The sequence below is a fragment of the Nocardioides sp. genome (assembly GCF_036503465.1).
In the GTDB taxonomy this organism is placed as follows: Bacteria; Actinomycetota; Actinomycetes; order Propionibacteriales; family Nocardioidaceae; genus Nocardioides.
In genome coordinates, this window is the sequence record NZ_DASXWU010000041.1 from 1 (window position 1) to 13931 (window position 13931).

General features: G+C 71.0%; 13 protein-coding genes. 8 read left to right on the forward strand and 5 right to left on the reverse strand.

Annotated elements, in window-relative coordinates:
- Positions 1-113 precede the first annotated feature (113 nt).
- The 3 genes from VGK78_RS07120 (at position 114) to VGK78_RS07130 (ending at position 1747) form a co-directional block, all read left to right on the forward strand.
- Positions 114-485 carry a helix-turn-helix transcriptional regulator gene (locus VGK78_RS07120; RefSeq protein WP_331526883.1) on the forward strand — a complete coding sequence of 124 codons (372 nt, stop codon included), beginning with the start codon at positions 114-116 and terminating at the stop codon, positions 483-485.
- Between the two features lie 44 nt (positions 486-529).
- Positions 530-1174, forward strand: coding sequence for a hypothetical protein (locus tag VGK78_RS07125; RefSeq protein WP_331526885.1), 645 nt, complete (start codon positions 530-532; stop codon positions 1172-1174).
- Positions 1175-1387: 213 nt separating this feature from the next.
- Positions 1388-1747 carry a phosphomannose isomerase type II C-terminal cupin domain gene (locus tag VGK78_RS07130; RefSeq protein ID WP_331526887.1) on the forward strand — a complete coding sequence of 120 codons (360 nt, stop codon included), beginning with the start codon at positions 1388-1390 and terminating at the stop codon, positions 1745-1747.
- Here VGK78_RS07130 and VGK78_RS07135 read toward each other — a convergent pair.
- Together VGK78_RS07135 and rfbB are read right to left on the reverse strand one after the other, a co-directional pair.
- The gene (locus VGK78_RS07135) at positions 1714-3108 is read right to left on the reverse strand and encodes a bifunctional dTDP-4-dehydrorhamnose 3,5-epimerase family protein/NAD(P)-dependent oxidoreductase (RefSeq protein ID WP_331526889.1); all 1395 of its coding nucleotides are present in this window, start codon (positions 3106-3108) and stop codon (positions 1714-1716) included. The two genes, VGK78_RS07130 and VGK78_RS07135, sit on opposite strands and share 34 nt — an antisense overlap.
- A gap of 7 nt (positions 3109-3115) precedes the next feature.
- On the reverse strand, positions 3116-4114 hold the full coding sequence (gene rfbB, locus VGK78_RS07140; protein ID WP_331526899.1) for a dTDP-glucose 4,6-dehydratase: 999 nt from the start codon (positions 4112-4114) through the stop codon (positions 3116-3118).
- A gap of 59 nt (positions 4115-4173) precedes the next feature.
- Here rfbB and rfbA point away from each other — a divergent pair, with 59 nt between their 5' ends.
- Entirely contained in the window at positions 4174-5037 is an 864-nt protein-coding gene (gene rfbA, locus VGK78_RS07145) for a glucose-1-phosphate thymidylyltransferase RfbA (protein ID WP_331526890.1), read from the forward strand.
- Positions 5038-5240: 203 nt separating this feature from the next.
- Here rfbA and VGK78_RS07150 read toward each other — a convergent pair whose 3' ends face one another.
- On the reverse strand, positions 5241-6740 hold the full coding sequence (locus tag VGK78_RS07150) for a sugar transferase (RefSeq protein ID WP_331526891.1): 1500 nt from the start codon (positions 6738-6740) through the stop codon (positions 5241-5243).
- A gap of 187 nt (positions 6741-6927) precedes the next feature.
- Between VGK78_RS07150 and galE the strand changes: the two genes are divergently transcribed.
- The 3 genes from galE (at position 6928) to VGK78_RS07165 (ending at position 9988) form a co-directional block, all read left to right on the forward strand.
- A complete protein-coding gene (galE, locus tag VGK78_RS07155; protein WP_331526892.1) occupies positions 6928-7932 on the forward strand; it encodes a UDP-glucose 4-epimerase GalE in 1005 nt (334 codons plus the stop codon).
- A 225-nt stretch (positions 7933-8157) separates the two neighbouring features.
- A complete protein-coding gene (locus VGK78_RS07160) occupies positions 8158-8745 on the forward strand; it encodes an N-acetylmuramoyl-L-alanine amidase (protein WP_331526893.1) in 588 nt (195 codons plus the stop codon).
- Between the two features lie 73 nt (positions 8746-8818).
- Positions 8819-9988: an acyl-CoA dehydrogenase family protein gene (locus VGK78_RS07165; RefSeq protein ID WP_331526894.1), complete on the forward strand. Its 1170-nt coding sequence runs from the start codon at positions 8819-8821 to the stop codon at positions 9986-9988.
- Between the two features lie 108 nt (positions 9989-10096).
- Here VGK78_RS07165 and VGK78_RS07170 read toward each other — a convergent pair whose 3' ends face one another.
- Positions 10097-10984: a dihydropteroate synthase gene (locus VGK78_RS07170; protein WP_331526895.1), complete on the reverse strand. Its 888-nt coding sequence runs from the start codon at positions 10982-10984 to the stop codon at positions 10097-10099.
- A gap of 101 nt (positions 10985-11085) precedes the next feature.
- Here VGK78_RS07170 and VGK78_RS07175 point away from each other — a divergent pair, with 101 nt between their 5' ends.
- Positions 11086-11745 (forward strand): dihydrofolate reductase family protein, encoded by a 660-nt coding sequence (locus tag VGK78_RS07175; RefSeq protein ID WP_331526896.1) that lies wholly within the window; start codon positions 11086-11088, stop codon positions 11743-11745.
- A 112-nt stretch (positions 11746-11857) separates the two neighbouring features.
- Here the strand turns inward: VGK78_RS07175 and typA are convergent, their stop codons facing one another.
- Positions 11858-13813 (reverse strand): translational GTPase TypA, encoded by a 1956-nt coding sequence (gene typA / locus VGK78_RS07180; protein ID WP_331526897.1) that lies wholly within the window; start codon positions 13811-13813, stop codon positions 11858-11860.
- Positions 13814-13931 lie beyond the last annotated feature (118 nt).

A 13931-nucleotide genomic window follows, 5' to 3' on the forward strand; every position in this document is an offset into this window, starting at 1 on the left:
AGCACTCACGGCGAGACCGGATCACGCGTGAAACCTGGTGGATGGGCATCGTGTGACGCCTCTCACCGCCCGACGATTTGGATAGTGCTAGCAGTTGCTAGCACTATGGACGCGTGGCCAGGAGCAAGGTCGGCAAGACCGTCGAGTCGCTCGGCGAGTACTTGCGGGAGCAGCGGGTCTCGGCCCGGCTGTCCCTGCGTCAGCTCGCCGAGCAGGCCGGCGTCTCCAACCCCTACCTGAGCCAGATCGAGCGCGGACTTCGTCGTCCGTCGGCCGAGGTGCTCCAGCAGCTCGCCAAGGCGCTGCGCATCTCCGCCGAGCAGCTCTACCTCCGGGCGGGGCTGGTCAGCCCCGACGAGGGAGTCGGCGGCTCGGTCGAGCTCGCCGTCCTCGGCGACGTCCTGCTGACCGAACGGCAGAAGCAGACCCTGCTCGACGTGTACGCGTCGTTCCTCGCCCTCAACGCGGGGAGCTCCGCCCCCTGACCGAACCCGGCCCCGACCGGGACCAACAGAAGGAGTAGTGCCTCATGACCAAGCTCGACCTTCCCACCCACCTGCCCACGCAGGTCTCCCGTCCGCTGTACGCCGGCGTCGGAGCCACCGATCGCGTCGTCGCCGTCGTGCGCGAGGCCGTCGCGGACGCGCAGGACCGCGCTCGCGCACTCCAGCAGACGCTCTCCGGCCTCGACTACCAGCCGCAGGCGCTCCGCGAGCAGGCCACCCACGCGGTGACCGCCGGGGTCGACGTGCTCGGCAAGGACGCGATGGCCCGGCGCCGTGCTCTCGAGCAGCGGGTCGCGGACCTGCAGGCCGAGGCGAAGGACCTCCCGGTGCGGCTCCAGAAGCTGGTCGACGAGCAGGTCGCCACGGCCGGTGCGACGTACGACGAGCTCGTCAGGCGCGGCGAGACGCTGGTCGGCCGGATCCGTGGCCAGCAGTCGACTGCCGCCACGACCTCCTCGGCGAAGACCACCACGGCCAAGGCCAAGACGACCCGTACCCAGGCCGCCAAGACCGCGAAGAACACGAAGAAGTCGGCGTCGCGCACCACCAAGAAGGCCGCCCAGAGCCCCGCGCGGAGCAGTGCGAAGGCCACCGCGACCGCGGCGAAGAAGACCGCGAGCAACGCCACCCAGGCTGCCGGTGACGCGGCGCAGAAGGTGGGCGACTGACTGTCCGACCCCGGACGGGGTACGGAATCCGTAGCGCACCGGTCCCTGGGGAGGTATGTGTTCCCAGGGGCCGGTGTTGCTCTGCGGGGCCCTGGGGGCGGTGAGCCAGGACCCGTTTCGCCACGACGGACGGGTCCCAGCTCACCGCCCCTCGGCGTCCCTGGTGGCCGCCGTTCCGCCACCGTACGCCCGGCCGCATGAGATTCTGGGGGCATGAAGTCCGACCAGCGCCCGTGGGGGGCGTGGTACGTGCTCGACGAGGGTCCGGGCTACAAGGTCAAGCGGATCGAGGTGAGCCCCGGCCAGCGGCTCTCCTACCAGGTCCACCAGCACCGCGCCGAGCACTGGACCGTCGTCCGGGGCACGGCGACGTGCACGCTCGACGGTGAGACGGTCGTCGTCGCGACCGGCGGGTCGCTCGAGGTGCCTCTCGGCATGCCACACCGGATCGCCAACCGACACCGCGACGACCTGGTCATCATCGAGGTGCAACGGGGCGACTACACCGGCGAGGACGACATCGTCCGGCTCGAGGACGACTACGGCCGCGACGCCGGCAGCGTCGCCAGATAGCTCCGCAGTGCCTGGCCGGCGTCGACGGGCACGAACCCGGTCGCCTCGAGCTTGCGCAGCGACAGCACGCTGTTCGCCGGCCGCGGCGCGGTCGCGCGACCCTCGGCGTACTCCTCCGTCGTGACCGGGCGCACGTCGTCCGGGCTGCGGCCGCGGAGCTCGAAGACCTCGCGCGCGATGTCGGCCCACGACCTCGGCGGGCCGCCGTTGCTGACCTGGTAGGTGCCGTACGCCGCGCGCCGCTCGACGAGGTGCCGGGTGGCCCGCGCTATCTCCCCGGCGAACCCGAGCCGACCGACCTGGTCCGCGACGACGGACGGGGTGGCTCCCTCGTCCGCAAGGCCGGCCATCGTGCGCACGAAGTTCGGCCCGTCCCCGATCACCCACGAGGTCCGGACGAGGTAGTGACGCGGTGTGGTTGCCACGGCGGCGTCGCCCGCCGCCTTGCTCTCGCCGTAGACCCCCAGCGGAGCCGGTGGCTCGTCCTCGTCGTGCTCGACGGCGGTGCCGTCGTAGACGTAGTCGGTCGAGAAGTGGACGAGCGTGAACCCGTGCCGGGTCGCGAGCCGCGCGAGGGTCGCCGGTCCGGTGGCGTTGACCGCCCACGCCTGCCGCCGGCCCGTCGGGGTCTCGGCCGCGTCCACCGCTGTGTACGCCGCGGCGTTCAGCACGACGTCGTGCTCGCGCCACGGCCAGCGCCCCAGCGACTCCCGGTCGATGAGGTCGAGCACGGTGCGGGTCACGCCTCGCGCGTCGGGAAACGCAGCGAGCAGCGCCCGCCCGACCTGCCCGCCCGCGCCGATCACCAGGGGAGTACGCACCGGCACCGGTGTGACCTCGGTGAGCCTCGGCGCCGAGCGGTCGCGGCCGGACAGGATCCGCTCGCCCGGCGGGAGCGGCCACGCGATCGCGAGCTCCGGATCGGCGTGGTCGACCGCGACGTAGTGGGCGTCGGGCCGCCAGTGGTCGTTGACGAGGTAGGAGTACGCCGTCGCGTCCGACGTGGTCTGGTAGCCGTTTCCCACACCACGCGGCACGAACACCGCCATGCCCGGCTCGACCTCCAGGGCGTACGTCGTGCCGAAACCCTCTCCTTCTCGCAGGTCGACCCACGCGCCGTACGCACTGCCGCTGACGACCGTGACGAGCTTGTCCCACGGCTCGGCGTGCATGCCCCGGGTCGTGCCGCGCGCCTGGTTCCACGCGACGTTCGCCTGTACCGGCCCGAAGTCGGGCAGCCCGAGCACGGCCATCCGCTCGCGGTGCCACGTCTCCGCGAACCATCCCCGCTCGTCGCGTTTCACGTCGAGCCGGACGACGAGCAGTCCCGGGATCGGCGTCGACTCGACTGTCGGATCCACGGGCGCCTCACATGCCCTTCGCGGCGTACGCCGACTCGGTGGCCGCCTTGTGCGGGCCCCACCAGTCGCGGTGCGCGCGATACCACTCGATCGCCTGCGTCAGCCCGGCCTCGAAGTCGGCGTACCGCGGCTGCCAGCCCAGCTCCAGGCGCAGCTTGCCCGACTCGATCGCATACCTCTGGTCGTGCCCGGCCCGGTCGGCGACCAGCTCGTAGTCGCCCTCCGGCCGTCCCATCAGCCGCAGCAGCGCGCGGGCGACGTCGAGGTTGCTGCGCTCGCCGTCCGCGCCGACGAGGTAGGTCTCACCCGTCCGGCCGCGCTCGAGGATGGTCAGCAGCGCCGAGCTGTGGTCGTCGACGTGGATCCAGTCGCGGACCTGCTGCCCGTCGCCGTACAGCCGCGGCCGCCGCCCCTCCAGGATCTCGGTGATCTGCCGGGGGATGAACTTCTCGACGTGCTGCCACGGTCCGTAGTTGTTGGAGCAGTTGGAGATCGTCGCGCGGACCCCGAAGCTGCGCACCCACGCCCGCACGAGGTGGTCGGAGCCGGCCTTGGCGGCGGAGTACGGGCTGCTCGGCCGGTACGGCGTGTCCTCGGTGAAGCGCTTCGGGTCGTCGAGCGCGAGGTCGCCGTACACCTCGTCGGTCGACACGTGGTGGAAGCGCACGTCGTGCTTCCGCACCGCCTCGAGCAGCACGTAGGTGCCGACGACGTTGGTGCGGATGAACGGCTCCGGGTCGTCCAGGGAGTTGTCGTTGTGCGACTCGGCCGCGAGGTGCACGACGGCGTCGTGGGCGGCGACGAGGGTCTCGACGATCGCGGCGTCGGCGATGTCGCCGGCCACGAGCTCGACCCGGCCGGCCGGCAGGTCCGCCAGCGCCTCCGGACTCGCGGCGTAGGTCAGCTTGTCGAGCACGGTCACCCGCGCGTCGGTGTGGTCCACGAGGTGGCGCACGAAGTTGGCGCCGATGAACCCGGCGCCGCCGGTGACGAGTACGCGCTCCAGTCCTGGCACGCCCTGATCCTAGGAGGCGCGGGGCCGCTGGCTCTCTAGGATGAGCGACCATGCGCGGGATCATCCTGGCCGGCGGCACCGGCTCGCGGCTCCACCCGATCACGCTCGCCGTGAGCAAGCAGCTGGTGCCGGTCTACGACAAGCCGATGATCTACTACCCGCTCTCGACACTGATGCTGGCCGGCATCCGCGACGTGCTCGTGATCACGACGCCCCATGAGCAGGACGGGTTCTCCCGGCTGCTCGGCGACGGCTCGTCGTACGGCGTGTCGATCTCGTACGCCGTGCAGCCCGCGCCGGAGGGGCTCGCCCAGGCGTTCCTGATCGGGGAGCAGCACATCGGCGGCGAATCGGTCGCGCTGGTGCTCGGCGACAACATCTTCTACGGACCGGGCCTGGGCACTCAGCTGCGCAGGTTCGCCGATGTCGACGGGGCTGCGATCTTCGGGTACCGGGTGGCCGACCCCTCGGCGTACGGCGTCGTGACCTTCGACGAGAGGGGGAGGGCGACCTCGCTGGAGGAGAAGCCGGCGCGCCCCCGCAGCCACTACGCCGTCCCCGGCCTCTACTTCTACGGCTCCGACGTGGTCGAGCACGCGCGGACGCTCACGCCGTCCGCGCGTGGCGAGCTCGAGATCACCGACCTGAACCGGATCTACCTGGAGGCGGGCCGGCTCTTCGTCGAGGTGATGCCGCGCGGCACGGCCTGGCTCGACACCGGCACCGTGGAGTCGCTGATCGCGGCCGGCAGCTTCGTGCAGGCGATCGAGGAGCGGCAGGGCCTCAAGATCGGGTGCCCCGAGGAGGTCGGCTGGCGGATGGGCTTCCTCGACGACGCCGCGCTGCTGAAGCGGGCCGACGAGCTGACCAAGAGCGGGTACGGCGCGTACCTGCGGGCGCTGGTGGAGGGGTGACTCGGTCGGCGCTTGGCCTTGTCGCGTTGTCGAAGCGCGGTCAGGGCCCCCGGCACCGTCACCGGGTTTCGACTCGCCTTGCACGGCTTCGCAAGCTCAGCCGTGGGCTCGCGGTTCCTGAGGAGCCGCGGGACGAGGCCTCTCGAAGGGCAACCTTCCCTCGCCACGCCGCGAGCTCGTCCCTCGCTCGCAGCTGCTCGGTCTCAGTAGGCGCCGCGTGAGGAGAGAACTGCGCCGACCGTGCGGGCCAGGATGACGACGTCCTGGATCATCGACCAGTTGTCGACGTAGTAGAGGTCCAGCCGGATCGACTCCGTCCACGACAGGTCGGAGCGGCCGGATACCTGCCACAGACCGGTCATGCCCGGACGCACGCGGAGCCGGCGGGACTGCATCAGCGTGTAGCGGTCCACCTCGAGCGGGAGCGGCGGGCGGGGGCCGACCAGGCTCATGTCGCCGCGCAGCACGTTGATGAGCTGGGGCAGCTCGTCGATCGAGTAGCGCCGGATCCACATTCCGGGCTTGGTGATCCGCGGGTCGCGCTGCATCTTGAACAGGCCCTCGGCGTAACCGACCTCGCTGTGGAGGTCCGCCAATACACGCTCGGCGTCGACGACCATGCTGCGGAACTTCAGGCAGGTGAAGTACTCGCCGTCGCGGCCGACGCGGGTCTGCCGGAAGAGCACCGGGCCGCCGTCGTGCCGCTTGATCTGCCAGGCGCTCCAGAGCATGACCGGCGAGAGCAGCGCCAGGAGCAGAGCGGAGCCGACGATGTCGAAGGTGCGCTTCGCCCAGCGGAGAGCGTCCTGCGAGCGGGGACGGTCGAGGTGCAGCAGCGGCAGGCCGGCGACCGGACGGACCCGGATGCGCTCGCTCGAGACGTCGGTGACGCCGGGCGCCATGATCACCTGGACGTTGTCGGCCTCGAGGTCCCAGACCAGGTTGCGCATCGCCAAGGGGTGGTCGAACGCGCCGCCGACCACGAACACGACGTCCGCGTCGTAGGCACGGACCAGTGCGGCGGCCTCCTCGACGTCACCGAGGATCGAGACGCCGCCCTCGGTCTCGGACCGCGCACCGGCCGGGACGAGCGCGCCCAGCACGTCGTACCCGAGCCAGGTCTCGCGTCCGAACACCGACGCGACCGCGTCGACGTGCTCGTCGCTGCCGACGATCATCGTGCGCTGGGCGAGAGAGCCGTGCCGGCGGGCCCGGTGGAGCGAGCGGCGGAGCAGGAACCTTCCGACCGCCAGCAGCACGGGTCCGAGCACGAAGACGAAGACGAAGAAGCCGCGGGACAGCTGGAACTTCGTGAGGTAGCAGCCGATGCCGAGCAGCGCGGCGGTGAACAGGCTGGAGTTGACGACTGCCTTGTACTCGTCGGCGCCGGCGCCGAACACACCCTGGTCGTAGCCGCCGCGCAGCGCGATCACCACGATCCAGCCGAGCACCAGCGGGATCGCCACGATGGTGATGGACTGTGAGAACGACAAGGCGCTCGTGGTGTCCGACAGCCCCGGGATCGGGCGCCCCGGGTCGAGCAGCAGGTTGGTGCTGCGGGCCCAGGCCGCCACGAGGACGGTCGTGGTCACCAGGGCCAGGTCGAGCACGAGTGCGGTCAAGGGCAGCGCGCGCAGGGCGCGGCTCTGGATGCGTAGCGACGCAACCGAAGGCACGAACGTGCGTTCAGGCGCAATGCCCATCGGATTCCCCCACGCAGCTCCGAAGCGCCCCCCGGCGCCTCTCCCCCGAGCTGCCTGAGTCAGCATAGACCCGCTCCACGGAGGCCGACACCGTTCATCGAATCCTTTACGCACGGCGGCTCCGTGCGTGCCCCGGCGGGCGGCGAGGATGGCAGGCCCGCGGACAGCCTTCGTTACCCTGGCCGGCATGAAGATCCTGGTCACCGGGGGTGCCGGCTACCTCGGCTCCACGACCGCCAAGGCCCTCGAGTCGGCCGGTCACGTGCCGGTGGTGCTCGACTCCCTCCTGACCGGACCGCGCGCCTTCGTGCGCGACCGGATCTTCTACGAGGGCGACATCGGCGACCGCGACCTGGTACGCCGGATCGTCGACGAGCACCCCGACCTCGACGCCACCATCCACATGGCCGCGCGGATCGTCGTACCCGAGTCGGTGGAGAAGCCCTACGAGTACTACCGCGACAACGTGTCGAAGTCGCTGGAGCTGTTCGACCAGCTGGTGGCGCTGGGCAAGCCGCGGGTCGTGTTCTCGTCGTCGGCGTCGCTGTACGCGGTCAAGGACGACTTCGAGGTCCGCGAGGACGACCCGCTCGACCCGACGTCGCCGTACGCCCGGACCAAGCGGATGATCGAGCAGGTCCTGGAGGACATGGCGGCCGCGACCGACCTCCGCGCGGTCATGCTGCGCTACTTCAACCCGATCGGCTCCGACCCCGACCTCGAGTCCGGCATCTACGCCAAGGAGCCGTCGCACGTGCTCGGCCAGCTGGTGATGGCCGCGCGTGGGCAGAAGCCGGGTTTCACGGTCACCGGGACCGACCTGCCGACACGGGACGGCACCGGCATCCGCGACTACCTGCACGTGTGGGACCTCGCCCGTGCGCACGTGCGGGCGGTGGAGTGCTTCGACCGGGTGATCGAGAGGGTCGGCGCGCCGAGCGTGGTGATCAACGTCGGCCGCGGCGAGGGTGTCACGGTCCGCGAGCTCCTCGCCGCGTTCGAGCGGGTGACCGGACGCTCGTTGGCGATCACCGAGGCACCGCCCCGTCCGGGGGACGCGGTCGGGGCGTTCGCGAACGTCGACCTCGCCCACGAGCTCCTCGACTGGCGGACCCAGCTGACCCTCGACGAGGCCATCGCGTCGGCGCTGGCCTGGGCCGACCGACGCGTCGAGGTCCTGGGGTACGAGTGAGGTCGGCTCTCGCCCTGGGTCGTCGTGCCCCCGCACGTGCGCTCGTCACGGCGGTCGTCACGACGGTGACGCTGGCGATCTCCGGTCCCGCCGTCGCGACCCACGACTTCCGGGTCAGGTCACCCGACAGCGGAGGCGGCGTCGCGCCACTGGCGGGCCGGACGATCGTGATCGATCCCGGGCACCCAGCTCGGCAACCACAACTTCCCGCGCAAGATCAACCGGTTGGTCCCGGCAGGGGGCTTCGAGAAGCCGTGCAACACGACCGGCACGGCCACGAACGGTGGTTACCCCGAGGCGACGTTCGCCTGGCGGGTCGCGCGGCTGCTCCGGCACCGGCTGGTCTCGCTCGGTGCGACCGTGCAGATGACCCGGCACTCCAACCGCGAGGACCGGTGGGGCCCGTGCGTCGACGTCCGCGGGCGGGACGGCAACAGCCTGCCGGCCGATCTCAAGATCAGCATCCACGGGGACGGGTCGAACGTCGCCGGGGCCCGCGGGTTCCACGTCATCGCACCGACCGACCGGCGGCCGTGGACCCACGATATCTACCGACCCTCCCGGCGGCTCGCCCTCGACACCAGGGCCGCACTCGAGCGGGTCGGTCTGCGGGTGGCCAACTACGTCGCGGGCGGCGACGGGCTCGACTTCCGGTCCGACCTCGGCACGATCAACCTCTCGAACATGCCGACGGTCATGGTCGAGCTGGGAAACATGCGCAACCCGATGGACGCCCGCCGGATGACCACGCGGGCCGGACGCGCGACGTACGCCCGCGGGCTCGCCCTCGCCGTACGCCGCTTCCTCGGCTGATCGCCCCCGGCCCGTCCGGGCGCTGTGTGGACCGTGCCGGAGGCAGCGGCTACCGCTGGGTAGTGTCGCGAGCATGGACCTCACCCTCACCGACGAGGAGCGCGAGATCCGCGAGTGGGTGCGGACGTTCGTCACCAGGGAGCTGATGCCGCTGGAGCCGCGGGTGCTCGAGCGGGAGCGCAACGGCGAGCGCGGCATCGGTCTCGACGAGGTCAAGGCGCTGCAGGACAAGGCGCGCCAGTCGGGCTTCTTCGGGATCCAGACGCCGGAGGAGTACGGCGGGATGGGGCTCGGCGCCGTGATGCACGCCCTGATCGAGGCCGAGCTCGGCCGGTCCTTCGTGCAGTTCAAGTTCGGCGGCGACGCGGACAACATCCTGTTCGAGGCCAATGCTGAGCAGAAGGACACCTACCTGAGGCCCACGATCGACGGCACGCGGCGCAGCTGCTTCGCGATCACGGAGCCGGGCGCCGGCTCCGACGCGCGGAACATCCGCACCGCCGCCGTACGCGAGGGTGACGAGTGGGTGATCAACGGCGAGAAGACGTTCATCACCGGCGGCGACGTGGCGGACTTCTGCATGGTCTTCGCGGTGACCGACAAGGAGAAGGGCGCCGACGGCGGCGTCACCTGCTTCCTGGTCGACCGCGACGCCGGCTGGACGTCCGCCACGATCCCGACGATGGGCGAGTGGGGGCCGGCGTCCCTGTCGTTCGAGGACGTGCGCGTGCCGCACTCGGCGATCCTCGGCGAGGAGGGCCGCGGCTTCGAGCTCGCGATGCGCTGGATCGGCAAGGGCCGCTACCTGCTGCCGGCCCGAGCACTCGGAGCCTGCGAGCGACTGGTCGAGATGGCCATGGAGCAGGCGAAGAACCGGGTCACCTTCGGCGAACCGATCGCGAACCGGCAGGCGATCCAGTGGATGATCGCCGACTCCGCGGTCGAGATCGAGGCACTGCGCTGGCTGGTGCTGAGCGCGGCCTGGCAGGTCGACCACGACCTCGACTCACGGCAGGGCCAGTCGATGGCGAAGCTCTACGGCGGCGTCCACGCGAACCAGATCGTCGACCGGGTGCTCCAGATCCACGGCGGCATGGGCTACACGCGGGAGCTGCCGATCGAGCGCTGGTACCGCGAGCTGCGGCTGCTGCGCATCTACGAGGGCACCGACGAGATCCAGCGGCGCACCATCGCCCGCAACCTGCTCTCCGGGCGTGCGTCGGTGCGCGGTCACCTGGGCTGAGTCGTCAAGGCCGGCAACCGGCGACCGGCGGTGAGCCAGGATCGCTTCGCCTTCCTCCGACCGGTCCTGGGTCACCGCTCTGCGCGGCGAGGCGGGACGTCGAGGCTTCTACACGTCGAGGAAGTCCATCGCGGCGAGCACCGCGCGTACGTGGGCGACCTCGTGCGTGCGGAACAGGTCGGTCCCGCCGAGCCGCGCCAGCAGGGCGAAGAAGCCTTCCGCCTTGCGGAACTCGTCCTCGAAGAGGTCGAACGCGTGCGGCAGCGCGTTGCAGACGGGTACGCCGAGACGCCGCAGCCGGAAGCACTGCGCGAGAACGGCGGCCTGGTGCCGGACCCGGACCGCCGGCTCGACCAGGTTGCGGTAGTAGAAGCCCAGCCCCGGGTCGATCACGACCTGCTCGACGCCGACCGACCGAGCGTGCTCGATCCGCGGCCCGAAGTGGTCGATCAGGTACGGCAGCGGGTCGGTCTCGGTCGGGTGGCGCGCATCCGCTCGGACGTCCGCCGGCTCGCAGAAGCAGAGGATGACCGCCGCTCGGTACGACGCGGCGCAGGCGAGCATCTCGTCCTCGCCGTCGCGGCCGGTCAGGTTGAGGATGCGCGCGCCGGCGGCGAGGCACGCGGCGACGACGTCGGGCCGGTAGGTCTCGACCGAGACCACGCACTCGTCGGCGAGGGCCTCGACGACGGGCAGCAGCGACGTACGCTGCCGGGCTCCGTCGACCCGGGCTGCGCGAGCGGTGCTCGACTCGGCGCCGACGTCGACCACCTGGGCGCCCTGCGCCACCTGCGTGCGCGCCTTCCGGATCGCCGCCTCCGTCGAGACCGCGACGCTCTCGCGGTACGTCGAGTCGCGGGAGAGGTTGACGGTGCCCATCAACACGGGGTCGGGGCCGCCGATCGTCACGCCGCCCACCGTCACCGGCTCGACCGGACGGGCCAGGTCGTCGGCGTACTCGCTGTGCAGCGCTGCCAGTGCCGACAGCGAGATCATCCCGGCAGTGTAGACAGGGCCTCGGCCCCCGTCGGCCGGGCCCGGCGCCGTACGTGTGACGATGGGGGCCGACGCGACGCCGACGACGAGGGAGACCACGGATGCGAGTCCTGCTCGGCGAGGACGGCGACCTGCGGGAGTTGTACGCCGCGCCCGACCAGCCCTGGCTGCGGGTGAACATGGTCTCGACGATCGACGGTGCCGCGACCGGCGACGACGGCACGAGCCGCTCGATCAACAACGGTGTCGACAAGATCGTCTTCGACCTGCTCCGGGAGCTCGCCGACGCGTTGGTCGTCGGCGCCGGCACGGTGCGGGTCGAGGGCTATGCCGTCGGCCGCAAGCCGCTGGTCGTGGTGTCCCGCAGTGGCTCCGTGCCCCCGACCCAGCGCGAGGCCGAGCGGGGGATGGTGCTGATGGCGACCGTGTCGTCCGCGCCCTACCTCGACGAGGCGCGGGACATCCTGGGCAAGGACAACGTGCTGGTCCTCGGGTCGCACCGGGTCGACCTGGGCCGGATGAAGGACGAGCTGGCGCTGCGCGGCTTCCGCCACCAGCTGTCGGAGGGCGGGCCCCATCTCCTGCGCGACCTGCTCGACCAGGGGGTGGCCGACGAGCTCGACTCCACGATCGTCCCCCGGATGATCGGCGGCTCCCACCGCCGGATCACCGACGGCCCGCCCGTCGACGTACCCCTCCGCCTGACCACCCTGGTCGAGGAGGACGACACCCTCCTCGCCCGGTGGTTCGTCGATCGGTAGGGCTGAGCGGGGTCGTCGAATTCCCCGCCTGAGCGGGGAAGTCTGCACCTGTTGGGGCAGATCTCGGCCACTAAGTGCAGAAGTCCCCGCCTGAGCGGGGAATTCGGGAGCCTCAGCGACTCCCCTTGCGGGCGCGGGCGGCCAGCTTCGCGCGCTCGTTCTGGTCCAGGACGACCTTCCGGATGCGCACGGTGTGGGGGGTGACCTCGACGCACTCGTCCTCGCGGCAGAACTCCAGGCACTGCTCCAGCGACAGCCGCCGCGGAGGCACGAGCTTCTCGAAGTTGTCGGCGGTGGAGGAGCGGACGTTGGTCTGCTGCTTCTCCTTGGTGATGTTCACGTCCATGTCGTCTGCGCGGGAGTTCTCGCCGACGATCATCCCCTCGTAGACCTCGGTCGACGGCTCGACGAAGAGGACGCCGCGCTCCTGCAGGTTCGTCATCGCGTACGACGTGGCGGCACCCGCCCGGTCGGCGACCAGGGAGCCGGTGGCTCGCGACCGGATCTCTCCGGCCCACGGCTCGTAGCCCTCGAACACGTGATGGGCGATGCCGGTGCCGCGCGTCTCGGTGAGGAACTCGGTCCGGAACCCGATCAACCCGCGCGCCGGCACCAGGAACTCCATCCGCACCCAGCCCGTGCCGTGGTTGGTCATCTGCTCCATCCGGCCCTTCCGAGCCGCCATCAGCTCGGTGATCGTGCCGAGGTACTCCTCCGGCGCGTCGATCGTCAGCCGCTCCACCGGCTCGTGCAGACGACCGTCGACCTCCCGGGTCACCACCTGCGGCTTGCCGACCGTCAGCTCGTAGCCCTCGCGCCGCATCTGCTCGACCAGGATCGCCAGGGCCAGCTCCCCACGGCCCTGCACCTCCCAGGCGTCGGGACGCTCGGTGGGCAGCACCCGCAGCGAGACGTTGCCGACCAGCTCTCGGTCGAGCCGGTCCTTGACCAGGCGCGCGGTGACCTTCGACCCCTTCGTCTTGCCCACGAGCGGCGAGGTGTTGGTGCCGATCGTCATCGAGATCGCCGGCTCGTCGACCGTGATCAGCGGCAGCGCGACCGGCTGATCGGGGTCGGCCAGGGTCTCGCCGATCATGATCTCCGGGATGCCGGCGATCGCGGCTATGTCGCCCGGCCCGGCCGACTGCGCGGGCACCCGCTCGAGCGCCTCGGTCATCAGCAGCTCGGTGACCTTGACGCTGCGGGTCGACCCGTCGCGCCGCAACCACGCGACGTTCTGCCCCTTGCGCAGCGTGCCCTGGTGGACGCGGACCAGGGCGAGCCGGCCGAGGAAAGGCGAGGCGTCGAGGTTGGTGACGTGCGCCTGAAGCGGCGCCCCCTCGTCGTACGTCGGCGCGGGGATCGTCTCGAGGATCGTCCGGAACAGCGGCTCGAGGTCGGGCGAGTCGGGGAGCCCGCCGTTCGCGGGCGCCTCCAGGGACGCACGCCCGGCCTTGGCCGAGGCGTACACGACCGGGAAGTCGAGGGCGTCCTGGCTGTGCCCCTTCTGGAGGTGGCTGTCGTCGAGCAGGTCGAGGAAGAGCTCGTAGGTCTCGTCGACTACCTCGGAGATGCGGGCGTCGGCGCGGTCGACCTTGTTGACCACGAGCACGACCGGGAGATCGGCGTTCAGCGCCTTGCGCAGCACGAAGCGCGTCTGCGGCAGCGGACCCTCGGACGCGTCGACCAGGAGCACGATCCCGTCGACCATCGACAGGCCGCGCTCCACCTCGCCGCCGACGTCCGCGTGGCCGGGGGTGTCGATGATGTTCACGGTCACGGCCGTGGGGCTCGGCACTGGTGGTCCCGCGCCGTCGGAGGCGAGGTGCCCAACACTGGCCAGGGAGGGCCCGCTGTAGTGGATCGCCGTGTTCTTGGCGAGGATCGTGATCCCCTTCTCGCGCTCCAGGTCGCCGGAGTCCAGCACCCGCTCGGCGACACCCGCCTCCTCCTGGTGCGCGGTGAAGGCACCGGTCTGGTGGAGCATGGCGTCGACCAGCGTGGTCTTGCCGTGGTCGACGTGCGCGACGATCGCGACGTTGCGGAGGTCCGAACGGGTGGCAGGCATGCTGGTACGACGTCGCTTTCGAGGGGGGATTTCGGCTCCCGATCCTATCGGCGGCGGTGGCCCGTACCCGCATCGTGAAGGGGTCGTGTGCCCGATGACGCGCCATGGACCGTCCTCA